The organism is Dactylosporangium sp. NPDC051087 (genome assembly GCF_055586325.1).
In genome coordinates, this window is sequence record NZ_JBVJIJ010000010.1 from 245,178 (window position 1) to 266,904 (window position 21,727).

Below are 21,727 nucleotides of genomic sequence, written 5' to 3' on the forward strand. Positions count from 1 at the left end.
TCACCCGTTCAAGCGGGCAGATGCGGGTGCGGCTCAACTTTGTCTTTGTTCTTGCTTAAGCGAGGGGCATACCTCGTCAATGCGTGAAATTCGGGCGACTACCAAAAGTTATCTCTTCCGTACGTACCGCAGAAGAGGTACGCATGAGGCAGCCGATTCGAGGAGGCGGTGGAGCTCGTGCGTGACGCTGCGCCGGTCCGCCCGCGTCGGAGGGTGACGTTCGCCGACGTTCCCGTCGCCGCGAAACTCGCCCTCGTCCTGGTCCTGCCGCTGGCCGGGCTGCTCGGTCTCGCGGGCGTCACCGCATCGGTGTACGCCGATCGCAGCGGCCGGGCCGGGGACCTGCGCGGCGCGGTCTCGGCGGCGGCGGAGGCCGGGCGGGTCGCCGACGGGCTGCGGAGGGAGCGGCTCGCCGCCGCGCGGCTGCTGAGCGGCGCGGCGTCCGGTGACTCCCTCGCCACCTCGTCCGCGGCCACCGACGCCGCCGTCGTCCGCCTGCGTGCCTCCGGAGCCGCCGTCGCCGGCCTCGGTGTCCTCGCCGCCCCAGGCCGTCTTGACGGGCTCGGCGCGCTGCGGGCCAGGGCCGCCGCCGGGGAGGCCGGCGCGGCCGGGCAGGTGCTGCCGGAGTACGGGCGGCTGATCGCGGACCTGGTCGCCGTCCAGCAGGAGGTCGCCGACCGGGTCGTGCCGCCGGCCGCCGGGGCCGGGGTGCGGGCCGCGGGGTGGCTCGCCGTGGGCACGGAGGAGCTGGCGCAGGCCCAGGTCACCGCCGTCATGGCCGTCGCCGCCGGGGAGCTGACCGCGGCCGACCGGGACGGGCTGGTCGCGCACCGGGCGGCCGCCCGGGACGCGTTCGCGCGGTTCTCGGCCGGGGCGACGCCCGCGTGGCGGTCGCTGCTCGCCGGGCTGGACGTCACCGCCGGCGTCGACGCGCTGCTGGCCGCGGCGCCGGCGGTCACGGACGCCGGGGACTGGGCGCGGGGCGGGCCCGCCCAGCTCGACGGGCTGCGGGACCTCGCGGACCGGGTCGCGGCCGGCAACGCGGCCACCCTCACCGACGTCCGTGACCGGCAGAACCGGACGATCATCCTCGGGCTCGCCGCCGTCCTGCTGGTCGCCGCCGCCGCGGTCGCGCTGGCGGTCGCCGCGGGCCGGTCGTCGCGCCGCCGGCTGCGGTCGCTGCTCGCCGCCACCCTGCGGCTGGCCCATCCGGAAGGCCCGGCGGGCCCGCCGGGCGTCGCGGGGGAGCCGCCCGCCGCCGGACGGGACGAGATCGGGCGGCTCGGCGAGGCGCTGGACGCCGTGCGGCGGTCCACGGCCAGGGCCGCCGAGCAGGCCGCCGCGCAGGCGGCGCTGCGCTCGGGGGAGACCGGGATGTACGCGGACCGGGCCGGCCGGTCCGCGCGGCTCGCGGACGCGCTGCTCGAGCGGCTCGACGCCGCCGAGCGGGACGAGGCGGACCCGGACAGGCTGGCGCTGCTGTTCGCCGTCGACCATCTCGCGACCCGGATCCGGCACGACACGCACAGCCTGCTCGTCCTCGCGGGTGTCGAGGCCGTCCGGGTGCACCCGGCGCCGGTGCCGCTGCTCGACGTGCTCAGGGCCGCGCAGTCACGGATCCAGGCGTACGAGCGCGTCGAGTACGGACGGGTCGACGCGGACGCGGCGGTCGCCCCCGCCGCCGTCGACGGCGTCGTGCACCTCGTGGCCGAGCTGCTGGACAACGCCGCCCGGCACTCCGCCGGTGACCTGCCCGTCGTGGTCGACGCGGTCCGCTCCGGCGACGGCGCCGTCATCCACGTCACCGACCCCGGCGCCCCCGGCGCCCCCGGCCTGGACCGGGCCCGGATCGAGGAGCTCAACGGGCGCCTCCAGCCGGGCGGGGCCGGCCCGCCGGAGACCGGGGCGCGGCTCGGGCTCACCCTCGCCGCTCGGCTCGCCGCCCGGCACGGCGCCCGCGTCACCCTGCAACCGGCCCCGTCCGGCGGGCTCGTCGCCGCCGTCCACCTCCAGGCCGACCTGATCGTGCCGGCCCCCGCGCCCGCGGCCCGCCCGCTGCCGCCCGAGGAGCCTGTCGTCGTTCCCGAGCCCGCCGAATCCGCGGCGCGCCCGGAGCGGGCGCCGCGGCCCGCCGCCGGCAGGGCCGCCCGGCGGTTGCCGCCGCGGCCGCTGGAGCGCAGTCCGGCGCTGCCCGGCGGTGAGCCGGTGGACGTCCCGGTGCCGCGCAGGGGCGGGGCGCGGGTGCCGGTGGTCGCCGGTGGTGTGGCCGCCGACGGGCCCACGGTCGAGGCCCGGGCGTTCGACGACGGGCTGCCACGGCGTACCGTCGATGCGTCACCGGATCCTGACTCCTCGAACTCCGTGGGCGTGCCGGGCTCCCGGCATCCCCTCGGCCGTCCCGGCGCCGTCCCGGTGCCGGTGAACCAGGAAGGACCTGCCACCTGATGACAGCCACCACGGGCCTCGACTGGGTGCTCAGCGGCTTCACGGACCGCGTGGAGGGCGTCCGGCACACCGTCGCGGTCTCCGGGGACGGGCTGCTGGTCGCGGCGTCCAACGAGCTGCCGCCGGAGCGCGCCGACCAGCTCGCCGCGATGGTCGCCGGGGTGGTGTCGCTCGCGCAGGGGCTGTCGGCGTGCACCGAGGCGGGCCCGGTCGTGCGCACGATCGTGGAGATGCGCCGCAGCCTGCTGTTCGTCATGGCGCTCGGCGACGGGCACACCCTGGCGAGCCTCGCCGCGATGGTGCAGCCGGGCTGCGACGTGGGCCAGGTCGCGTTCGAGATGTCCGGGCTCGTCGAGCAGGTCGGCGCGGTCCTGACCCCGTCGGCCCGCTAGAGGTCGGGGTCGCGGCCCTCCTTGATGTTGCTGGAGTCGCGGAGCGGGATGAACGGCTCCTCGTCCTCCGGCAGGCCGCCCTGGATGGCGCGGCCGCGTTCGAGCTCCGCGTCGAACTCGGCGCCGAGCAGGATCGCGATGTTGGAGATCCACAGCCAGACCAGGAACGCGATGATGCCGCCCAGGGTGCCGTAGGTCTTGTTGTACGAGCTGAAGTTCGACACGTAGATCGCGAAGCCGCCGGAGGCGATCAGCCAGATCAGCACGGCGAGGCCGCCGCCGGGGGTGACCCAGCGGAAGCCGGTCTGCCGGGCGTTCGGCGACGCGTAGTAGAGCACGGCGAGGATCAGCAGGACGACGAGCAGCAGGACCGGCCACTTGGCGATGTCCCAGATCCGCACCGCCTGGTCGGACAGGCCGATCCAGCCGCCGACCTTCTCGGCGAACCTGCCGGTGAAGACGATGCTGAGCGCGGCCAGGGCGATCAGGGTGCCGACGACGACGGTGACGCCGAGCCGGATCGGCAGCACCTTCCAGATGGGGCGGCCCTCGGGGACGTCGTAGATCGAGTTCGAGGCGCGGATGAACGCGCCGACGTAACCGGACGCGGTCCAGACGGCGCCGAGCAGACCGACGATCGCGAGGACGCCCGCCGAACTGGAGCCCTGCTTCAGCTCGTCGATGGCGCCGGTGACAGGCCCGGCGATCGACGGCGGGAAGAGCTCCTGCGCGTTCTCGAGGACCGCGTTCTGGGTGGTGTCGGTGAGCAGCATGCCGGACAGCGCGAGGAGCACCAGGATGCCGGGGAAGATCGACAGCACGCCGTAGTAGGTCAGCGCGGCCGCCCAGTCGGTCAGGTTGTCGTCGTTGAACTCCTTGACCGTCCGCTTGAGGACCTCGATCCAGGACCGCTTGGTCAGCTGCGTCGGCCGGCTCGGGGGGTTCTCGAGCTGTGGTTCGGTGGGGTCGTCCTGCGCCATAGAAGTACCTATGCCCTGCCGGTGCGCGGGGATAACGCTATGGTGCGACCCTTCCGGCCCTGATGAGGGCGACCTGCACCATGTCGACCAGTTCGGTGGCGCGGAACGGTTTCGCGATCACGGACGCGTCGGGTCCGAGCTCGACGACGGCCGCGTCGAAGTACGGCAGGCCCGACATGTACATGATCAGCGCGTCGGGGCAGTGCGTCCGGACGACCTCGGCGACCTGCACCCCCGAGCCGTCGTTGAGCTTGAGGTCGGTGATGGCGAGGTCGATCGCGGCGGGGTGCTCGACGCAGACGCGTTCGGCGCCGGCGAGGCCGGACGCCGTGTGCACCTCGGCGCCGGCGCGGCTGAGCACCCGTTTGACGATCTCGCACAGGTCGGGCTCGTCGTCGACGACGAGAACGCGAAGGTGCTCCAGCATGCCTTCACGATAATTCGTGATTGTGCCGGATCTGCCTTACTTGGCCGGGTTCGCGGGACGGATCCGGCGCCGGCTGAACCCGAGGAACACCACCAGCACGCATGCCACCACCAGCAGCACCGCCGCGTAGGTCCACCAGGCGGGGCGGCCCGCGGACGGGGGCGAGGCCGCGGCCGGCGGCTGGGCGTTCGTGGTGAGGAAGTCGGCGGGCGCGGCAGCCGCACTGGTCGCGGCCGGCGGGGCGGCGGTCGGCGACTGACTGGACGGCGCGGACGGCGTGCGGGTCGGCTTCGCCGACGTGCCGGTCTTCACCCCGGTCGTGACCGTGAACGAGAAGCTGCCGTTGCCGGCCGAGCCTGCGGCGCCGGTGGCCGTGTAGGAGACCGTGTAGCTGCCGGGCGCGCCGTCGGGGACGCCGAGCGCGATGCGGGCCGTCTCGTTGCGCACGGTGACCCCGCCGACGGCGACGACGGCGCTGTCCGGCCCGGTCAGGGTCACCTGGGCGTCCACGATCTTGTCATTGAACACCAGGTGGAGCACCTCCGGCAGGTGCGCGATACGGGTCTCCGCACCCGGCGTGCTGCTGGCGAGCGTGAGCCGCGGTGCGAATGCGGTCGCCATTGACGGAATCGGCAGGATCGCAAGAATTCCGACAATTATCGCGGCGACAACTGCGCTTCGCCTGACCACACCAACCAATCGTCCGGTCATGGCCGGAAACGATAGTGCATTGACGTCAGCAATGTGCGCGCGACGGTGTTAGCGTGCCGTTTCATGCAGGGCAGTTGGCGTGAACTGGTGCAAATCAAACGCCCTCCGGCGCCGACCCCGGCGAGCCGGAGGCTGCGGCGCGTCGTGCTGCTCACCGCCGTGCTGACCCTCGCCGCCGACGTGGTCAACCTCGAATACTCCAGCGAGGGCGGATTCGGGCTCGGGGTGCGGACCTTCTGGGCGATGCTGCGCGCGCTCGGATTTCTGTTCCTCATGCGGGAGATCCGGTGGGGGCGGCTGACCGCCCGCCCGTTCGGGCTGATCCTCGCCATCACCACCGTGTTCGCCTCCGCGCGGCTCGCCCAGCCCCGCGAGGACGGCTTCCTGCCGCCGTGGCAGGTGCTCGCCTCGCTCGCCGTCATCCTCACGCTGTGTGCGTACATCGTCTGGCAGCTGTTCCGCTCGCCGGCGATGGCCGCGCACCTCACCCGCCGCCCGGCGAAGCGGCCGATCCCGCCGTGGGCGCTGACCGCCCGGGTCGCCGCGCTGTCCTACTCGGCGTTGCTGTCGGTGCCGTGCCTGGTCGCCGCCGGGACGCTGTGGGACGAGCCGCGGCTGCCCCGCTCCACGGCGGTGCCGCTGGTCATCTCCTGGTTCGTGCTCGGCGTCGCGGTCGCGTTCGTGGCGTCGCTGATCAGCTTCGCGATGATGTTCGGGCACACCTGGGCGCGGGTGCTGCTCGCCATGGTCAGCGTCTTCGTGCTGCTCGTGCAGCCGGCGCTGTGCTGGCTGCTGCTCGGCGCGGACGGCGTCATCCGCGACGGCGTCCCGCTCGTCCTCGCCGCGCTCGTCTGCCTCTACGGCCTGGCGAGGTCCGGCACGCCCGCCGCCGGCGCGCCGTAGACGCTGATCTTGTACTCGATCAGCGCGAGGTCGCTCTGCAGCTCGGTGATCTTCCGCAGTACCTGCCGGCGGTGCTCCTCCAGCAGCTCGCGGCGCTCGTCGAAGGTGGCCGGCCCGACCCGGCACAGGTCGGCGTAGCGGCGCATCCCGGCGATCGGCATGCCGGTCGCCCGCAGCCGGGTCAGCAGCCGGAGCATGCCCACGTCCTGCTCGGAGTAGCGGCGATGGCCGTTCCAGTCCCGGTCCGGCGGGTCGAGCAGGCCCGCGCGCTCGTAGTACCGCAGCGTGTGGGCGGTCAGCCCGGTCCGCTCGGCCACCTCGGCGATGGTGAACTCCATGGAGCAAGCTTGCCTTAGAGCGCGCTCGAAGGGGGAGTGTGGAGGTATGCGACAGCGAACCCTTGGCACTCTGACGACGTCGGCGCTCGGCCTCGGCTGCATGGGCATGAGCGAGTTCTACGGTCCGGGTGACGACACCGAGTCCGTCGCCACCATCCACCGCGCGCTCGACCTCGGCGTGACGTTCCTCGACACCGCCGACATGTACGGGCCGTTCACCAACGAGCAGCTCGTCGGCCGGGCCATCGCCGGGCGCCGCGACGAGGTGACCCTGGCGACGAAGTTCGGCATCCAGCGCGACGGCGGCGGGCGCAGCATCAACGGCCACCCCGACTACGTGCGCGCCGCCCTCGACGCGTCCCTGCGGCGGCTCGGCGTCGAGCACATCGACCTGTACTACCAGCACCGCGTCGACGACCGGGTGCCGATCGAGGACACGTGGGGCGCGCTCAGCGAGGCCGTCGCCGCCGGCAAGGTCCGCCACCTGGGCATCTCCGAGGCCTCGGCGGCCACCGTCCGCCGCGCGCACGCCGTGCACCCGGTCACCGCCGGGCAGTACGAGTACTCGCTGTGGAGCCGCGACCCCGAGGACGGCATCCTCGCCACGTTCCGCGAGCTGGGCATCGGGCTGGTCGCCTACAGCCCGCTCGGGCGCGGCTTCCTGTCCGGCGAGATCACCGACCCGTCGCAGTTCGACCCGTCGGACTTCCGCCGGCACAACCCGCGCTTCCAGGGGGCGAACTTCCAGCGCAACCTCGACCTGGTCGCCGAGGTCCGGTCCGTCGCCGCGGCGAAGGGCTGCACGCCCGCGCAGCTGGCCCTCGCCTGGGTGCTCGCACAGGGCGACGACATCGTGCCGATCCCTGGCACGAAGCGGCGCACGTACCTGGAGCAGAACGTGGCGGCGCTCGACGTCACGCTCACCGCGGACGACCTGGCCGCGATCGAGAAGCTCGCCATCGGCAGCGACGTCGCCGGCACCAGGTACGCGGCGGAGACGATGGGTTCGCTGAACCGCTGACCTGTGCACCCCCGGCGGCTGGCGTCCGCCGGGGGTTGCGTCGTATCGTTTGCGCGTGTCCGCGTTGCTGAACCGATGCTGGTGGCCCGCCTGACGAGGCGGCCCACCTCCGCGTGACACCCACATCCGCGGCCGCCCTTCCGGCGGTCGCTTTTTCGTTCCCTCCTCGCAGGGTCCGGCCGCCCAGGGCGGCCAGACCTCGAGAGGGACGACCCGAATGCTGCCCGACCTGAACCACCCGTTCGCCCTGCTGCGCCGCGAGGGCCGCGACGTCGTCGAGGTGCTCACCGGCACCGTCGTCACCGTCGAGTCCCTGGCCGGCATCCCGCCCGAGTCCCTGTCGCTGGTGCCGTTCCGGCAGATGCGCGAGCGCGGCTTCGAATGCGTCGACGACGGCGCGCCCCTGTCCGTGCTGCGCATCGCGTCGCGCGCCGAGCATCCGGTCGCCGCCGTGCTCGAGGCGCTGCCGGCCGCCGCCGTGGCGCTGCGCGACGGCCGGTTCGACGTGGCCGACGACGACTACGCCGCCATCGTCGCCGAGGTGCTGCGCGAGGAGATCGGCCGCGGCGAGGGCGCCAACTTCGTCATCCACCGCGTGTTCGAGGCGGACGTCGACGGTGACCCGCTCACCGCCGCGCTCGCCGTGTACCGGCGGCTCCTCACCCGCGAACGGGGCGCCTACTGGACGTTCCTCGTGCACACCGGTGACCGGACCCTCGTCGGCGCCACCCCCGAGCGGCACGTCAGCGTCGAGGACGGCCTCGTCATGATGAACCCGATCAGCGGCACCGTCCGGCACCCGGACAAGGAGGCCGTGCTGCGGTTCCTGGCCGACCGCAAGGAGATCGACGAGCTGTCGATGGTGCTCGACGAGGAGCTCAAGATGATGGCGACCGTCGCGACCGAGGGCGGGCAGGTCGTCGGCCCGTACCTGAAGGAGATGTCGCACCTCGTCCACACGGAGTACCTTCTCGCCGGCCGTACCGCACTGGACGTGCGCGACGTGCTGCGGGAGACGATGTTCGCGCCGACCGTCGTCGGCAGCCCGATCGAGAACGCGTGCCGGGTCGTCGCCCGCCACGAACGGCGCGGCCGCGGCTACTACGGCGCCGTCCTCGCCCTCATCGGCTCCGACGCGCGGGGCCGGCAGACCCTGGACGCGCCGATCCTCATCCGCACCGCCGACATCGCCGCCGGCGGGCGGCTCCGGGTGCCGGTGGGCGCGACGCTCGTGCGGCACTCGACGCCCGCGGGCGAGGTCGCCGAGACACACACCAAGGCGGCCGGGGTGCTCGCCGCGCTGGGCCTGTCCACGGCCTCCGCCGACACCCCGCCGTCCGCCCCGCTGACCGCCGACCCCGAGGTGCAGGCGGCGCTCGTCGCGCGCAACGCCACCCTCGCGCCGTTCTGGCTGCGGGACCACCAGGAGCGGGCCCTCGACACGCCCGAGCTCGCCGGGCGGCGGGTCCTCATCGTCGACGCGGAGGACACGTTCACCGGCATGCTGCACCACCAGTTGCGGGTCCTCGGCCTCGACGTCGTCCTGCGGAAGTACCCGGCCGTCACGTCCCTGGACGGCTACGACCTGGTGGTGCTCGGGCCGGGCCCGGGCGACCCGCGGCGGACCGGGGAGCCCAAGATGGCCGCCATGCGGTCCATCGCCACCCGGCTGCTCGACGCCGGCACGCCCACGCTCGCCGTGTGCCTCGGCCACCAGCTGCTGGCCGGGCTGCTGGGGCTGCCGCTGCGCCGCAAGGCCAACCCGTACCAGGGGATGCAGCGCGACATCGTGTTCTTCGGGCGGCCAGCGACCGTCGGGTTCTACTCCACCTTCACCGCCACGCACCCGCACGACCGTTGCGGCACGGCCTACGGCGAGGTGGAGCTGTCCCGCGACCCGGCCAACGGCGACGTCCACGCACTGCGCGGGCCCACCTTCGCCGGCGTGCAGTTCCACCCCGAGTCGGTCCTCAGCTCCGACGGGATCGACCTGCTGCGCGGCCTGCTCACCGGGTTGCTGCCCGCTTTTGGTTCCCGTCCCGGATGGGTATCCGAGCGGGCGTGATGCGAGTCGTGCGGGTGGTCCTGCTGTTCTTCCGCGGGCGGGACCTCAACCTGCACGCCGCCGCCGTCACGTTCTACGGCGCGGTCGCCGTCGTGCCCGTCGCGCTGCTCACCGTCAAGCTCGCCGGGCTGATCGCCGGCGCCGGCCGGATCCGTGATCTGGCCGGCCCGGTGATCGCGGCCATGCCCGACCGGCTCGGCGCCGACCGGGCCACCGCCGTCCTCGTCGACGCCGGCCTCGGTATGTCGTGGCCGCTGACGCTCATCGCGCTGTTCCCCGCCACCTGGTACGGCGAAGGCCTCCGCCGCGCGTTCGTGTCGCTGGCGGACCCGGGCCCGGTCTCGGGCTGGCGGGGCCGGGTGCTCATCCTGCCGGTCTTCGCCGCCGCGCCCGCGCTGCTGCTCGGCCTCCTCCTTGTGCTCGCCGGCGCCGCAAGGCGCTTGCAGGAGGGTGGCTGGACGAGCGTCTGGGCGGTGATCGTGTCCTTCCTCGCCGCCTGGCTGGCGCTGAGTCCCGTCTTCGTCATGGTGTACCGGTGGTGCGGCCCCGCCACCCCCGGCTGGGCCGCGACGGTCGTCGTCGGCTCGTTCACCGCGGCGAACCTGTCCGGGTTCGCGCACGGGTTCGTGCTGTTCTGGTCGCTGCCCCTGGACCTCGGCGCGCCCTTCGGCGGCCTGGACGCGATCGGCGCCGTCGTCGCCGTCCTGCTCTGGCTGTACGTGTTCCACCTGCTGACACTCATCGGCTACGGTGCGACGCTGCAGGCCTCCCGCTGGTGGGCCTTGCGCTCCGCCGCCGCGTGAACCAAGCTTGCCGAGAAATTCTCACTATTGGGGGTCGTCATGCGGGACCGCCGGGCAAGACTCAGCGTCGCCATGGCCTACCTCGTCCAGGGCTTCTGCTTCGCCGCCCTGCTGACCCAGGTCGGCGTCCTGCAGGAGAAGTTCGGCTTCTCCGACGGTGAGCTCTCCCTGGTCCTGCTCGCCGTCCCGGTCGTCGCCGGGGTCGGCAGCGTCGTCGCGGGCCTGCTGTCCGCCCGCCACGGCAGCTCACCCGTCCTGCGCGCCGGCGGACCCGGCGTCGCCCTCGCCATCACCGCCGTCGGCCTCGCCGGCCAGGCCTGGCAGCTCTACCTGGCCCTGGCCTTCGTCGGCCTCATGCTCGGCGTCGTCGACGCCACGATGAACATGCAGGGCGTCAGCGTCGAGCGCCGGTACGGGCGACCGGTCCTCAACTCCTTCCACGCCGTCTGGAGCGTCGGCGCCATCCTCGGCGCCCTCGCCACCGCCGGCACCTCCCGGCTCGGCTGGTCGATCGCCGCGTCCCTGGCGGCCGTCGCGGTTGTCGGCGCGATCGTGGCCCTGGTGTCCGGCCCTTGGCAGCTGCCCCGCGCGCTCGAAGTGGCCGACGTCCCGCCCGGCGCCGGCGCTTCCATCCCGTGGCGCCCCGTCATCCTGGTCGGCGTCGCGATGATGCTCATGTTCATCGCCGACTCCGCGGTCTCCAACTGGAGCACCGTGTTCCTCGACCACGCGTTCGCCGCCAGCACCAGCGTCGCCGCGCTCGGCCTCGCCGCCTACCAGGCCATGATGCTCGTCGGCCGCACCGCCGGCGACCTGGTCGTGCGCCGCTTCGGCCCGGTCGGCGTCGTCTCCGCCGGCGGCGTCGTCGGCGGTCTGGGCCTCGGCCTCGTCGCCGCGTCCCAGTCCGCCCCGATGGGCATCGCCGGGTTCGCCGTCGTCGGCATCGGCCTGTCCCTCGTCGTCCCGCAGTCCTTCTCCGCCGCGGGGCGCCTCGACCCCGCCGGCACGGGCGTCGCGATCGCCCGCGTCAACCTGTTCAACTACGTGGGCTTCGTCGTCGGCGCCGGGCTGATCGGCGCGGTCGCGGAGAGCGCGTCGCTCCGCCTGGCCTTCGTGGTGCCGGCGGTGCTCGCCGTGGGGATCGTCGCGCTGGCGCCGGCCTTCCGCACGTCGTCGCCCGCCCCCGCCGCCGAGGTCCCGGCCCCGGCCACCGGCTGACCCGTCGCACCGCGCTTTGCGATGTGCCCGGCCTGACCCGCGCACCGGGCCTCCCGATGCGCCGTCCCTGACTCCTCGTACCGGGCCTGTCGCACCCTGATCCGCGGCCCGGCGTTCGCGGCGTTGCCTCACCCGGTCCGCGTGCCGGGCCTCGCGGTGCGCGTGCCGGTCCGTGTGCCTTCGCGATGTTGTCTTGCCCGATGCGTGCGCAGGGGTCGTGGTGTGCCTCGCCCGGTCCGCGTGTCGGCCTTCGCGTCCGCGTGTCAGGCCTTGCGGTGCGCCTTGCCGGTCCGTGTGCCGGGGCTTCGCGATGGTTCCTTGCCGATGCGCGTGCCGTGCCGTGCCGTGCCGTGCCGGGCCGGGCCGGGCCGGGCCTTGCCGGGCCGGGCCTTGCCGGGCCGGGCCGGGTGATTGTGCTCCGCCCGGGCCTCGCGCGGCGCCCCGGCGGTGTGGTCTGTTCGGCGCTGATGCGGTCGTTCCGCTGCCGCGCGCGCCGACGCTGGTGCCCGGGACCGCCCGGTCCGGGGTGCTCCGCCCCCCTCGCCCCGGGATCGGGTGCGGTCAGGGCTGGCGGGCGGTCGCGCTGACCTTCTCCGCGGCGGCGGCCACCGAGCCGCGGGTCGTGGCGGCCAGACTGGTCTGCTCGTGCAGCGACGCCTCGACCTCGCGCTGGGCGGCGGCGACCGAGCCGAGCCGGTCCGCGACCCCGCCCACCGCGGTCGCCGCCGCGAGCGCGCCGGCGGTGACCTGGCCGACCGTCGTCTCGATCCGGCCGGTCGCGGCGGCGGTCTGGGCGGCGAGGTCCTTGACCTCGTTGGCGACCACGCCGAAACCCTTCCCGGCCTCGCCGGCGCGGGCGGCCTCGATCGTCGCGTTCAGCGCGAGCAGCTTCGTCTGGTCGGCGACGGCCTGGATGAGCCCGGCGACGGTGGCGATGTCGGCGATCGCGGTCTCCAGCTCCCCGATGACGGTCCGCGCGTGGTTGGAGTCGCTGAGCGCCGCCTCGACGTCGGTCACGGCGTCGCGGACCGAGCCGGTCATCACGGCCAGCTTCTCCTCGAACGACTCCATCGCCGCGCCCGCCTCGGCGCCGAGCTGGACCCCGGCGTCGGCGACGTCGGCGAGCACCGTCTCGAGCCGCCGCCCGAGCCGCTCGCTGTGCGCGACCTGCTCCGCGGCGTTGGTCGCGGCCGCCTCCTCGCGCCTGGTGGCGTCGTCGGCGGCGGCCCGCAGCGCCGTCTGGTTCTCCGCGGCGACGCGGGCCCGCTCGGCGTCGACCTCGGCCTCCGCGTTCGCGGCGAACCGCCAGTACGCCAGCTGCGTCAGGCACATCGCGACCACGAAACCGGCGTGCATCAACGCGAACAGGATCGGGTGGTCGCGCGCCTGCGGGCTGCTGAACAACATCTCCGGCATCGTCAGCGCGACGAGCAGGTGGTGCGCCGCGACCAGCACGACGTTGGTCAGCAGGGTCACCCATTCCTGGTACAGGCTGACCAGCCCCACCACGACGAAGAAGTGGAAGTGCAGGTCGGTGAGGCCGTTGCCGGCGTGCACGAGCGCCGCGGCGGCGAAGAACAGCCCCGCCGACACCGCGACCGCCGCGCCGCGCCGGCTCCGGGCGACGCTGCCGGTGACCGCGCAGACGAGCGCGCCGGCGATGGCCGACCACACGAGCCACGCGCCGCCGTGCGCGTGCTCACCGATGATCGAGTGCCCGTTGATGACGGCGATGAGCACGAGCACCGGCAGGTGCAGCACCAGTACCAGCCGCTGCGCCCGGTGCCTGGACTGGAACGCAGCGTCGCTGAGCCGGACCTTCGGCATGAGCCAGGCGAGGATTCCGGGCATGACGTTGACGCTCCTCCGCACGGTCGGCCACGCGGCTCTTTCCGCAGGACCCAACCGTCCATCGGCCGCCGGACGCCGTTCTGTAGGTCGTTCGCGGATGTACCACCAAAGCGTCCGACACCACGACGACCCGGCGGTGCAAGCGTCAACCGGCCTCCGCGAGCAGAGCTGCGACCTCGGTGGGAGACGGCAGCCCTTCGGTGTCCCCGGCGGTGGCGACCACCTTCGCCGCGAAGCGGGTGCCCAGCCAGGCCGCGCCCCTGGGGCCGGTCCCGGCGACGCGGGCGGCGAGATACGCCCCGGCGAAGGCGTCGCCGGCGCCGACCGGGTCGACCACCCGCACCGCCACGGACGGCAGGTGGGTGGGCGTGCCGCCCTCGTGCCAGCAGCCGTCGGCGCCGGCTTTCAGCACCACCTCGCGCACGCCGGCGGCCTTGGCCAGCGCGAAGACCGTGGCGGGGTCGTCCGTGCCGAAGAGCGGCACCGCCTCGTCCATCCCGAGGAGGAGGTACGTCGTCATCGGCAGCAACGCCCGTGCGACCTCGACCGCGGCGTCGAGCCCGGGGCGGAGGTTCGGGTCGACGGCGACCGGCACCCCTCGCGCGTGTGCCTCCCGCGCGAGGCGCAGCACCGCCCGGCGCGGGCCGTCACCGAGCGCGGCGGTCAGCCCGGACACCGCGACCAGGCCCGGTCCGGCCGCGAGCGCACGGTCGGCGTCCGCCTCGTCGAGGGCGGAGGCGGCGGAACCGGCCCGGTAGTAGTGCACCCGGCGGGCGCCGTCGGGGCGGACGTCCTTCATGAACACGCCCGTCGGCCGGCCGCCGTCCACCGTGACGAGCCCGGTCCCGACGCCGAGGCCCGCGGCGGCCGCGACGACCCGCCGCCCGAACGGGTCGTCGCCGACCCGGCTGCAGAACGCGGCCCGCGCACCTGCCCGGGCCGCCGCCGCCAGGAGGTTGAGCTCGGCGCCGGCCACGTGCACCGACGCCGTCCCGCACTCCTCCAGCGGGAGGAGGTCGGCGGGCTGGAAGAGCACCATCGCCTCTCCGAGCCCGACGATCAGCGGCGCGGCGGTCATGCGAGCCACCTGGCGCGCAGGTCGGGGCGCAGGAACGCGGCCGGGGAGGCGATCGACAGCCCGCCGTCGACGGGCAGGCAGGCGCCGGTGACGAACCCGGCGGCCGGGGACGCCAGGAACGCGACCGCGGACGCCACCTCCTCCGGCCGCCCGACCCGGCCGAGCGGGTAGCCCTCGGCGGCGGCCGGGAGGTCCTCGTTGCCGATCATGCCGGGGGCGACGGCGTTGACGCGGATGCCGCGGGGCCCGTACTCGAGGGCGAGCTGCCGCACGAGACCGTCCAGTCCGGCCTTGGCCGCGGCGTACGAGGGCAGGCCCGGCGCGGCGAGGAAACTGTTGACGGACGTGACCGCGACGATGCTGCCGCCGGAGGTCATGTGCGGCAGCGCCGCCCGGCAGGCGTAGAACGCGCCGGAGAGCGTCACGTCGATCGCGGAGCGCCACTCGTCGTCGGTCTGCGCCTCGGCGGCCGCGACCGGCATCACCGCGGCGGCGAGGACCAGCACGTCGAGCCGCCCGAACAGGGCGACGGCCCGGCCCACCACACCGGTGGCGCCGGCGGCGGTGGAGCAGTCCGCGGCCCAGCTCGCCTCGAACGCCGGGTCGTCGGTGGTGTCCAGGGCGGCGCCGGCGACCCGGTCACCGGCGAACGCCCGCCCGATCGCCAGCCCGATCGGCGACGTCGCCCCGATGACGAGCACGCCCCTCACCTCAGGCCCCCCACGACGGGCGAGCGCAGCACCACGCGGCACTCCACCACGGGCGCGTGCCGCGCCACGCGGCCCGCCAAGCGACCCCCCACGCGGCCCGCCACGGCGTGAGCGCCGCTCACCGCGACCGGTCCGTGATGCCGAGGTCGTCCAGGATCACGGTCAGCGCGGCGAGGGTGGCCGGGTCGGCGTCCACCGCGGGCGCCCGGACCGTCGTGGAGTCGATGACGCCGCGCCGGTGCAGGACGTGCTTGTGGATCGACCACGCGATGCCCGGCTGGAGGCCGAACCGGATCAGCGGCAGCAGCCGGTTGAACCCGGCCCGCGCCTCCGCCGCCGCCCCGGCCTCATGCGCGCGGAGGACCGGCGCCAGCAGGTCCGGGAACTCGCTCGCGGGCATCGTGCCGACGGCGCCCCGGGTGTACTCCTCCAGGACGAACAGCGCGTTCTGCCCGCCGAGCACGAGGAAGTCCGCGGCCGCCGCCTCGATGACGGCACCGACCTTCGGGGCGGTCGGCTGGGTCTCCACCTTCACCGAGTCGACGCCGTCGAGCTTGGACAGCTCGACGATGAGCGGCACCGGCAGGTTCACCCCGGTCGACGCCGGCGCGTCCTGCACCATCACGGACAGCCCGCCGGCGGCCGCGACCGTGCCGTAGAAGTCGACGATCTGCGCGGGGGAGGGCTTCACCATGAACGGCGGGATGAGCATGGCGACGCTGGCCCCGGCGTCGGCCGCGGCGCGGCACTGGTCGACCGCGTCGCCGGTGCCGGTCGCCGACACGCCCGCGACGATCGGCAGCGCCGGGCCGAGCGCGGCCCGCACGACGGCGAGGATCGAGGCCCGCTCGGCCGCGGTCAGCGTGAAGCCCTCGCTGGCGAAGCCGAACACCGCGACGCCGGAGACGCCCGCGGCGACGGAGAACTCGACGAGCCGGCGCAGGCCGTCCGTGTCGAGGGAGCCGTCGGGGTGGAACGGGGTGGCGAGCACGGGGATCAGCCCGCGCACGTCGGTGGAGCGGCTCATGCCGCCACCTCCGGTCCGCCGCGGCCGGCGGCTGCGCTGTGCGACGGCATGCTCATTGGTCCTCCAGAAGGGCGGTGATGTCGACGTCGACGCCGAGGCCCGGCGCGGTCGGCACTTCGAACGATCCGGGTCCGCCGGTCAGCGGCCGGGTGAGGATGCGGTTGGCGACGGGGAACGGGCCGGGCTGGAACTCGAAGACCGGCATGGCCTCGATCGCGGCGGCGACGTGGATCCCGGCGGCGAGGACGACGCCCAGGCCGACGGAGTGGTGCGGCGCGACCGGCACGTGGTGCACCGACGCGATCTCGGCGATCGCCATCGCCTCGGTGATCCCGGTCCGGCCCACGTCGGGCTGCGCCACGTCCAGGGCCCGGTCCTGCAGCCACAGCTTGAACTCGAAGCGGTTGCGCAGCGTCTCGCCGACGGCGACGGGCGTGATGAGCGCGGCGGCGAGCTCGTGGTGCCCGTCGACGTCCTCCGGGGCGAGGGGCGCCTCCAGGAACCAGGCGCCGCGCGCGTCGAGTGCCTTGCCCAGGCGCAGCGCCTCGGACAGCGAATAGGCCCAGTGCGCGTCGACGGCGACCCGCATCCCGGTGGCGGCGACCGCGTCGAACGTGGCGATGTCCTCCTCCACCCCACGGCCGAGGTGGAGCTTCACCGACGTTGCACCCTGTGCAATCCAGTTGCGCGCGAGGTCGGCCCGCTCGGCGTCGGTGGCGACGGGCAGCCCCGAGACGTAGGTGGGCACGGTGTCCCGGTAGGCCCCGCCGAGCAGCGCGTGCACGGGCAGTCCCGCGGCCTTGCCCGCCAGGTCCCACAGCGCGATGTCCACCGCGGCCAGGGCGTCCGCCTGGTGGCCGACGAGATGCCCGCGCTCCCGCATGAGCCCGGTCAGCCTGGTCCAGAGCGGCCGGACCCGGCGCGGGTCCTGCTTCAGCAACGCGGGCGTCAGCAGCCGGTCGACGATCGCCTGCACGATCTCCGGCCCGACGGGTGCGAGCGCCTCGCCCCAGCCCTCGGTGCCGTCGTCGCAGGTGATCCTGACCAGCAGCGTCTCGTAACGGTCCGAGTACAGACTGCGCCACGGCGGCCGAGTGTAATAGTCGGATTTTTCGGGATTGGAGCGCGTCGCGGCGCCCAGGTAGACGTCCTCGCCACGCAGTTTGAGCGGGAACGTCGCCACGTCAACGATCCTCACGGCGCACCCCCGCCCTGCGGTTGACCACTTGCAGCATGCGGGATATCTTGCCGTATCACGCAAGCAACTTCCAGAGAGGGACCCGATGGCTTCGGATGTCGGAAGCAACCAGAGCGTCGAGCGGGCGCTGACGGTGCTGCGGGTCTTCACGGCCGGCCGCGCCGAGCTGCGCGTCTCCGACGTCGCCAAGCTCGCAGACCTTGGACTCTCCACCGCCTCGCGCCTGCTCGCAACCCTGGAGGCGGCCGGCTTCGTCGACCGCGACCCGGTCAGCGGGCTCTATCGGCTGGGCCTGGACACGGTCAGCCTCGGCGGCGCGGTCCTCAACAGTCACCCCGTGCACCGTGAGGCGCGCCAGATCGCCCAGAACCTGGCGGCCGACCTCGGGCTCGGCGTCAACGTCGCGGTCCGCCGCGACGCCAGCCTCTTCTACCTGCTCAACTTCGAGGGGCGGCAGGCGCCGCGGGCGTTCGTCCTCGCCGGGCAGCGCAACCCGCTGCACGCCACCGGCCTGGGCAAGTCGCTGCTGACCGGCCTGACCCCGATGGAGCGGCGCGGGCTGCTGCCCGCCGCCGCCCTGGTCGCCTACACGCCCCGCACGATCACCACCCACGAGAAGCTCGACGCCGAGCTCGAGCGGACCGCCGCCCGGGGCTATGGCTCGGAGCTGGAGGAGCTGGCCCTCGGCCGCGCCTGCGTCGCCGCCCCGATCCGCGACGGCGCCGGCAGCGTCGTCGCCGCGCTGTCGGTGTCCGGGCCGCTGTCCGCAATCGACTTGCAGAACCGGGAGGTCGCCTTGTCGCGGATGGTCATCGAGGCCGCCGACTCGATCAGCATCGGCCTCGGCTATGTCGGCCCGGCGCACCACCCGGCGGCGGGCGCGGTGACGCTGTGAACAAGGGCGCGCTGAAGGACGGCACGTTCGGCTTCCTGCTGACCCTGCCGGCGCTCGCGATGCTCGGCGCGGTCGTGCTGTATCCGCTGATCGGGTCGCTGTCCACGAGCCTGTTCAACCAGAGCCTGGTGCTGCCGGGCCGCTCGTTCGCCGGCCTGGACAACTTCAGCGAGGTGCTCCGGCGCAACTTCTGGCCGGTCCTGGAGCACACCGTGGTGTTCACGGTCGGCTCGACCGTCGTGCCCGTCGTCATCGGCTTCGCCCTGGCCCTCGCCCTCAACACGAAGCTGCGCGGCCGGGCCGTCCTGCGCGGGCTGTTCCTGATGCCCTGGGTCATCCCCGGGGTCGTCGTGTCGTTCGTCTGGCTGTGGATCTTCAATGCCAACTACGGTCTGCTCAACGGGTTGCTGGTCCAGCTGCACCTGATCGACGAGCCGATCGTCTGGCTCGGCAGCCCAGGCACCGCCATGACCGCCATCATCGTGGCCAAGAGCTGGGCGAGCTTTCCCTGGATCATGGTGATGCTGCTCGCCGGGCTGCAGACCGTGCCCGACGCGCTGCACGAGGCGGCCGCGCTCGACGGCGCCGGGGCGATCAACCGGTTCTGGCATGTGACGCTGCCGCACCTGCGCGGCATCCTCGGCATCGTCGTGCTGCTCGAGGTGATCTGGAACGTGCAGCACTTCGACATGATCTACGTGCTGACCGGCGGCGGGCCCGCGGGCTCCACGACCACGTTCGCCGTCGCCGTCTACGACACCGCGTTCAAGGCCTTCGACCTCGGCAAGGCCAGCGCCCTCGGCGCCCTGTGGCTGGTCCTCATCCTCGTCCTCGTCGTGGTCTACGTGCGGATCTCCGAGCGGGGTGAGGCCGCATGAGCGCGCCCACCCTGACGAAGCCGTCGGCACCACCGGCACCTGCCCCGGTCAGGAAGGCCGCCCGGAAGCGCCGGCTGTTCGGCCCCGCCACCACCGTCGCACTCATCGGGATCTTCGCGTTCGGCCCCGTCTACTGGGTGCTCGTCACCGCCCTGACCCCCACCCACGACGTGTTCCGGTTCCCGCCGCACTTCGTTCCCGACCGGATCACCTTCGAGCACTTCACCGCCATCTTCGACAACGCCAAGCTCCTGCGGTACCTGATGAACAGCCTCATCGTGTCGAGCCTGACGGCGGTGTTGACGGTGATCGTGGCGGCCTACACGGGGTATTCGTTCGCGAAGTTCCGTTACCGGGGGCGGCGGTCGCTGATGTACCTGGTGCTCGCGTCGCAGATGTTCCCGCAGGCGTTGCTGCTGATCACCTTGTACCTGGTGTTCTCCCAGGTCGGGCTGATCAACTCCTACCTCGCGCTGATCCTGTCCTTCACCACGTTCACGCTCCCGCTGTGCGTGTGGATGCTCAAGGGCTTCTTCGACACCATCCCCGACGAGCTCATCGAGGCCGCCAAGATGGACGGCGCCGGGCAGGGCGCCATCATCCACCGCATCCTGCTGCCGGTCTCCCTGCCCGGGCTGGTCGCCACCGGCCTGTTCGCGTTCATCCGCGGCTGGAACGACTTCATCTTCGCCCTGACCCTGGCCGGACCCGACAAGCAGACCCTCCCACCCGGCCTGGTCAACACCTACCTCGGCGAGTTCGAGACCGCCTGGCCCGACCTGATGGCCGCCTCCCTGGTCGTCTCCCTGCCCGTCGTCATCGGTTTCACCATCCTCCAGCGCTATCTGGTCGCCGGCCTCACCTCCGGCGCCGTGAAGGGCTGAACACCCCCCGCCCTCTGAGGAGATCCACCATGGCTGTTTCCCGCCGCGACATGCTGAGACTGGCCGGCCTCGGCGCGCTCGGCACCACCCTCGCCGCCTGCGCCCCCTCGACCAACACCCCCGCCCCGGCCGGCACCGAAGGCCTGAAGGACGACGGCGTCAAGGAATTCCCGCTGACGAGCTGGTCGTTCAACGAGGCCGTCACCAAGGAGCCGATCCAGGCCCAGATCGACAAGTACACCGCCGCCAACGCCGGCACGAAGATCAGCACTCCGTCGTATCCGTACAACGACTACCTCAACCAGCTGCTGCTGCAGGTACAGGGCGGGCAGCTGACCGGAGCGGTGCAGCTGGACGTCGCATGGCTGGCCACCCTCGCCGCCACCGGCAAGCTCCTGGACCTCAAGAGCGTCGCCGCCGGCCTCGACTTCGCCCCGGCCGCGCTCGCCCTCGGCCAGTCCGGCGGCGTGCAGTACGGGCTGCCGTGGACGTTCGCGGGCATCGGCCTGATCAGCAACAACGAGCTGCTCACCAAGGCGGGCGTGACGAGCGCCCCGAAGACCGTCGCGGAGTTCGAGGCGGCGCTGACCGCGGTCAAGGGCCTCGGCGGCGGGGTCGTGCCGTGGGCCGGGATGACGAAGGTCGACCAGCTCAAGGACATCATCCCGTGGATGTGGGAGTTCGGCTCGCCCATCGTGGAGAACAACAAGGTCGTCATCGGCGACGACGGCAGCGTCGAGGCGCTCACCTGGTACAAGAAGCTCTACGACCAGAAGCTCATCGCCCCCGACGTCAACCGCGTCGACGCCCGCGCCCTCATGTCCCAGGGCAAGACCGCGTTCTACGAGGACGCCATCGGCGGCCGCGCCGCCGTCACCAAGTCCTCCCCGGACAAGGACCTCGCCGCCAAGATGGTCCCCGTCGCCCGCCCCGTCAAGAACAGCGGCGACAAGCCCCGGCACCTCGCCTGGGGGCAGGTCATCGCCGTCATGAACGGCGCCGGCGCGGCCGCCGCCGCGAACTACGCCAAGACCGTCACCACCGACGCCGGCTACAACATCGACTGGTTCACGAAGACGGGCCTGCCGCCGACCACCAACGCGGGCCTCGCCGACGCCGCCGTCAAGAACGACAAGTTCGCCACCGACTTCACCAGCCAGATCGGCGCCAACTCCAGCGCCAGCCCGTTCTGGATCTACCCGCAGTTCTCGCAGATGGAGAAGGTGCTCGCCGAGGAGGTCCAGTCGATCCTCATCGGCAAGAAGAGCCCCAAGGACGCCCTCATGTCGGCCCGCGAGCGGATGAACGCGCTCATCAAATGACGTTCGACGAACTGCTCGAAGGCCGCCCTCTCGTCGCGATCCTGCGAGGTGTACCGGTCCCGCGCGCCCTCGACATCGCGCGGGCCGTGTGGGGCAGCGGGCTCGGCGTGGTCGAGGTGCCGATCCAGACCCCTGACGCGGTGGAGTGCCTGCGGGCGCTCGCCGCGCAGGGGCACCCGGTCGGCGCCGGCACGGTCCGCACCCCGGCACAGGTCGAGGCCGCGGCCGAGGCCGGTGCCGTGTTCACCGTCGCGCCCGGCCTCGACCTCGACGTCGTGCGCGCCAGCCACGCCGCCGGGCTCCCGCACCTGCCCGGCGTCGCCACTCCTACCGAGGTCCACCACGCCCTGCAAGCCGGTTGCGACTGGCTCAAGGCGTTCCCGGCCGGGGCGCTCGGCCCCGGCTGGCTGCGCGAGCTGCGCGGCCCGTTCCCCGAGGCGAAGTTCGTCGCCACCGGCGGCATCGACGCCGGCAACGCACCCGACTACCTGGCCGCCGGCGCCCGCGCGCTGGGGGTCGGCGGCGCCGTCACCCGCGACGGCGGCCTGCCACCGCTCCTGGAGGTCCTCCGCCGGACCTGA

21 protein-coding genes are annotated in these 21,727 nt (G+C 73.4%); 12 read left to right on the forward strand and 9 right to left on the reverse strand.

All coding sequences use genetic code 11. From position 1 onward, the window contains the following. The first annotated feature begins 213 nt into the window (after positions 1 to 213). Positions 214 to 2,445, forward strand: a complete 2,232-nt coding sequence (locus tag ACZ6TV_RS20980) for a nitrate- and nitrite sensing domain-containing protein (protein WP_465298873.1) — start codon at positions 214 to 216, stop codon at positions 2,443 to 2,445. Then, complete coding sequence (locus tag ACZ6TV_RS20985) at positions 2,445 to 2,837, forward strand: roadblock/LC7 domain-containing protein (RefSeq protein ID WP_465298874.1); 393 nt, start codon at positions 2,445 to 2,447, stop codon at positions 2,835 to 2,837. Before ACZ6TV_RS20980 ends, ACZ6TV_RS20985 begins: the two co-directional genes overlap by 1 nt. Here ACZ6TV_RS20985 and ACZ6TV_RS20990 read toward each other — a convergent pair. Genes ACZ6TV_RS20990 through ACZ6TV_RS21000 form a run of 3 tightly spaced genes read right to left on the reverse strand, consistent with a single transcriptional unit; the run spans position 2,834 to position 4,865 of the window. Next, complete coding sequence (locus ACZ6TV_RS20990; protein WP_465298875.1) at positions 2,834 to 3,817, reverse strand: YihY/virulence factor BrkB family protein; 984 nt, start codon at positions 3,815 to 3,817, stop codon at positions 2,834 to 2,836. The two genes, ACZ6TV_RS20985 and ACZ6TV_RS20990, sit on opposite strands and share 4 nt — an antisense overlap. A 37-nt stretch (positions 3,818 to 3,854) precedes the next feature. Next, on the reverse strand, positions 3,855 to 4,244 hold the full coding sequence (locus tag ACZ6TV_RS20995) for a response regulator (protein WP_465298876.1): 390 nt from the start codon (positions 4,242 to 4,244) through the stop codon (positions 3,855 to 3,857). Positions 4,245 to 4,280: 36 nt separating this feature from the next. Then, positions 4,281 to 4,865: a copper resistance CopC family protein gene (locus ACZ6TV_RS21000; protein WP_465298877.1), complete on the reverse strand. Its 585-nt coding sequence runs from the start codon at positions 4,863 to 4,865 to the stop codon at positions 4,281 to 4,283. A 177-nt stretch (positions 4,866 to 5,042) separates the two neighbouring features. Between ACZ6TV_RS21000 and ACZ6TV_RS21005 the strand changes: the two genes are divergently transcribed. Next, the gene (locus tag ACZ6TV_RS21005) at positions 5,043 to 5,858 is read left to right on the forward strand and encodes a hypothetical protein (protein WP_465298878.1); all 816 of its coding nucleotides are present in this window, start codon (positions 5,043 to 5,045) and stop codon (positions 5,856 to 5,858) included. Here ACZ6TV_RS21005 and ACZ6TV_RS21010 read toward each other — a convergent pair. Beyond that, positions 5,813 to 6,196, reverse strand: a complete 384-nt coding sequence (locus ACZ6TV_RS21010; protein WP_465298879.1) for a MerR family transcriptional regulator — start codon at positions 6,194 to 6,196, stop codon at positions 5,813 to 5,815. The genes ACZ6TV_RS21005 and ACZ6TV_RS21010 overlap by 46 nt on opposite strands. A 46-nt stretch (positions 6,197 to 6,242) precedes the next feature. Between ACZ6TV_RS21010 and ACZ6TV_RS21015 the strand changes: the two genes are divergently transcribed. The 4 genes from ACZ6TV_RS21015 to ACZ6TV_RS21030 all read left to right on the forward strand — a co-directional run bounded on the left by ACZ6TV_RS21015 (position 6,243) and on the right by ACZ6TV_RS21030 (position 11,303). Continuing rightward, on the forward strand, positions 6,243 to 7,217 hold the full coding sequence (locus ACZ6TV_RS21015; protein ID WP_465298880.1) for an aldo/keto reductase: 975 nt from the start codon (positions 6,243 to 6,245) through the stop codon (positions 7,215 to 7,217). Between the two features lie 217 nt (positions 7,218 to 7,434). Then, the gene (locus ACZ6TV_RS21020) at positions 7,435 to 9,282 is read left to right on the forward strand and encodes an anthranilate synthase family protein (RefSeq protein ID WP_465298881.1); all 1,848 of its coding nucleotides are present in this window, start codon (positions 7,435 to 7,437) and stop codon (positions 9,280 to 9,282) included. Further along, positions 9,282 to 10,085, forward strand: a complete 804-nt coding sequence (locus tag ACZ6TV_RS21025) for a YhjD/YihY/BrkB family envelope integrity protein (RefSeq protein WP_465298978.1) — start codon at positions 9,282 to 9,284, stop codon at positions 10,083 to 10,085. Before ACZ6TV_RS21020 ends, ACZ6TV_RS21025 begins: the two co-directional genes overlap by 1 nt. A 39-nt stretch (positions 10,086 to 10,124) precedes the next feature. Next, positions 10,125 to 11,303 (forward strand): MFS transporter, encoded by a 1,179-nt coding sequence (locus ACZ6TV_RS21030; RefSeq protein ID WP_465298882.1) that lies wholly within the window; start codon positions 10,125 to 10,127, stop codon positions 11,301 to 11,303. A gap of 561 nt (positions 11,304 to 11,864) precedes the next feature. On the opposite strand, the gene ACZ6TV_RS21035 is transcribed toward ACZ6TV_RS21030, so the two are convergent. The 5 genes from ACZ6TV_RS21035 to ACZ6TV_RS21055 all read right to left on the reverse strand — a co-directional run bounded on the left by ACZ6TV_RS21035 (position 11,865) and on the right by ACZ6TV_RS21055 (position 17,167). After that, a complete protein-coding gene (locus ACZ6TV_RS21035; protein WP_465298883.1) occupies positions 11,865 to 13,154 on the reverse strand; it encodes a methyl-accepting chemotaxis protein in 1,290 nt (429 codons plus the stop codon). Positions 13,155 to 13,299: 145 nt separating this feature from the next. Then, on the reverse strand, positions 13,300 to 14,232 hold the full coding sequence (locus tag ACZ6TV_RS21040; protein ID WP_465298884.1) for a sugar kinase: 933 nt from the start codon (positions 14,230 to 14,232) through the stop codon (positions 13,300 to 13,302). Then, positions 14,229 to 14,933, reverse strand: coding sequence for an SDR family NAD(P)-dependent oxidoreductase (locus ACZ6TV_RS21045; RefSeq protein WP_465298885.1), 705 nt, complete (start codon positions 14,931 to 14,933; stop codon positions 14,229 to 14,231). The genes ACZ6TV_RS21040 and ACZ6TV_RS21045 overlap by 4 nt, the downstream gene beginning before the upstream one ends. Positions 14,934 to 15,060: 127 nt before the next feature. Beyond that, the gene (locus tag ACZ6TV_RS21050) at positions 15,061 to 15,969 is read right to left on the reverse strand and encodes a dihydrodipicolinate synthase family protein (protein WP_465298886.1); all 909 of its coding nucleotides are present in this window, start codon (positions 15,967 to 15,969) and stop codon (positions 15,061 to 15,063) included. A gap of 52 nt (positions 15,970 to 16,021) precedes the next feature. Beyond that, positions 16,022 to 17,167, reverse strand: coding sequence for a mandelate racemase/muconate lactonizing enzyme family protein (locus ACZ6TV_RS21055; protein WP_465298887.1), 1,146 nt, complete (start codon positions 17,165 to 17,167; stop codon positions 16,022 to 16,024). Between the two features lie 85 nt (positions 17,168 to 17,252). Here ACZ6TV_RS21055 and ACZ6TV_RS21060 point away from each other — a divergent pair, with 85 nt between their 5' ends. Genes ACZ6TV_RS21060 through ACZ6TV_RS21080 form a run of 5 tightly spaced genes read left to right on the forward strand, consistent with a single transcriptional unit; the run spans position 17,253 to position 21,727 of the window. Then, on the forward strand, positions 17,253 to 18,062 hold the full coding sequence (locus tag ACZ6TV_RS21060) for an IclR family transcriptional regulator (protein WP_465298888.1): 810 nt from the start codon (positions 17,253 to 17,255) through the stop codon (positions 18,060 to 18,062). Next, positions 18,059 to 18,940, forward strand: coding sequence for a carbohydrate ABC transporter permease (locus ACZ6TV_RS21065; RefSeq protein ID WP_465298889.1), 882 nt, complete (start codon positions 18,059 to 18,061; stop codon positions 18,938 to 18,940). Before ACZ6TV_RS21060 ends, ACZ6TV_RS21065 begins: the two co-directional genes overlap by 4 nt. Beyond that, positions 18,937 to 19,824, forward strand: coding sequence for a carbohydrate ABC transporter permease (locus ACZ6TV_RS21070; protein ID WP_465298890.1), 888 nt, complete (start codon positions 18,937 to 18,939; stop codon positions 19,822 to 19,824). Before ACZ6TV_RS21065 ends, ACZ6TV_RS21070 begins: the two co-directional genes overlap by 4 nt. Positions 19,825 to 19,853: 29 nt before the next feature. Next, positions 19,854 to 21,146, forward strand: a complete 1,293-nt coding sequence (locus ACZ6TV_RS21075) for an ABC transporter substrate-binding protein (protein ID WP_465298891.1) — start codon at positions 19,854 to 19,856, stop codon at positions 21,144 to 21,146. Further along, positions 21,143 to 21,727, forward strand: coding sequence for a bifunctional 4-hydroxy-2-oxoglutarate aldolase/2-dehydro-3-deoxy-phosphogluconate aldolase (locus tag ACZ6TV_RS21080; protein WP_465298892.1), 585 nt, complete (start codon positions 21,143 to 21,145; stop codon positions 21,725 to 21,727). Before ACZ6TV_RS21075 ends, ACZ6TV_RS21080 begins: the two co-directional genes overlap by 4 nt.

What these genes read in the sequence shown, in the direction of transcription:
- ACZ6TV_RS21040 (WP_465298884.1), bottom strand. Translation starts at nt 14,232, where the DNA reads ATGACCGCCGCGCCGCTGATCGTCGGGCTCGGAGAGGCGATGGTGCTC.
- ACZ6TV_RS21030 (WP_465298882.1), top strand. Translation starts at nt 10,125, where the DNA reads ATGCGGGACCGCCGGGCAAGACTCAGCGTCGCCATGGCCTACCTCGTC.
- ACZ6TV_RS20990 (WP_465298875.1), bottom strand. Translation starts at nt 3,817, where the DNA reads ATGGCGCAGGACGACCCCACCGAACCACAGCTCGAGAACCCCCCGAGC.
- ACZ6TV_RS21075 (WP_465298891.1), top strand. Translation starts at nt 19,854, where the DNA reads ATGGCTGTTTCCCGCCGCGACATGCTGAGACTGGCCGGCCTCGGCGCG.
- ACZ6TV_RS21080 (WP_465298892.1), top strand. Translation starts at nt 21,143, where the DNA reads ATGACGTTCGACGAACTGCTCGAAGGCCGCCCTCTCGTCGCGATCCTG.
- ACZ6TV_RS21035 (WP_465298883.1), bottom strand. Translation starts at nt 13,154, where the DNA reads ATGCCCGGAATCCTCGCCTGGCTCATGCCGAAGGTCCGGCTCAGCGAC.
- ACZ6TV_RS21000 (WP_465298877.1), bottom strand. Translation starts at nt 4,865, where the DNA reads ATGGCGACCGCATTCGCACCGCGGCTCACGCTCGCCAGCAGCACGCCG.
- ACZ6TV_RS21020 (WP_465298881.1), top strand. Translation starts at nt 7,435, where the DNA reads ATGCTGCCCGACCTGAACCACCCGTTCGCCCTGCTGCGCCGCGAGGGC.
- ACZ6TV_RS21025 (WP_465298978.1), top strand. Translation starts at nt 9,282, where the DNA reads ATGCGAGTCGTGCGGGTGGTCCTGCTGTTCTTCCGCGGGCGGGACCTC.
- ACZ6TV_RS21070 (WP_465298890.1), top strand. Translation starts at nt 18,937, where the DNA reads ATGAGCGCGCCCACCCTGACGAAGCCGTCGGCACCACCGGCACCTGCC.
- ACZ6TV_RS21015 (WP_465298880.1), top strand. Translation starts at nt 6,243, where the DNA reads ATGCGACAGCGAACCCTTGGCACTCTGACGACGTCGGCGCTCGGCCTC.
- ACZ6TV_RS20985 (WP_465298874.1), top strand. Translation starts at nt 2,445, where the DNA reads ATGACAGCCACCACGGGCCTCGACTGGGTGCTCAGCGGCTTCACGGAC.
- ACZ6TV_RS21050 (WP_465298886.1), bottom strand. Translation starts at nt 15,969, where the DNA reads ATGAGCCGCTCCACCGACGTGCGCGGGCTGATCCCCGTGCTCGCCACC.
- ACZ6TV_RS21060 (WP_465298888.1), top strand. Translation starts at nt 17,253, where the DNA reads ATGGCTTCGGATGTCGGAAGCAACCAGAGCGTCGAGCGGGCGCTGACG.
- ACZ6TV_RS21010 (WP_465298879.1), bottom strand. Translation starts at nt 6,196, where the DNA reads ATGGAGTTCACCATCGCCGAGGTGGCCGAGCGGACCGGGCTGACCGCC.
- ACZ6TV_RS20995 (WP_465298876.1), bottom strand. Translation starts at nt 4,244, where the DNA reads ATGCTGGAGCACCTTCGCGTTCTCGTCGTCGACGACGAGCCCGACCTG.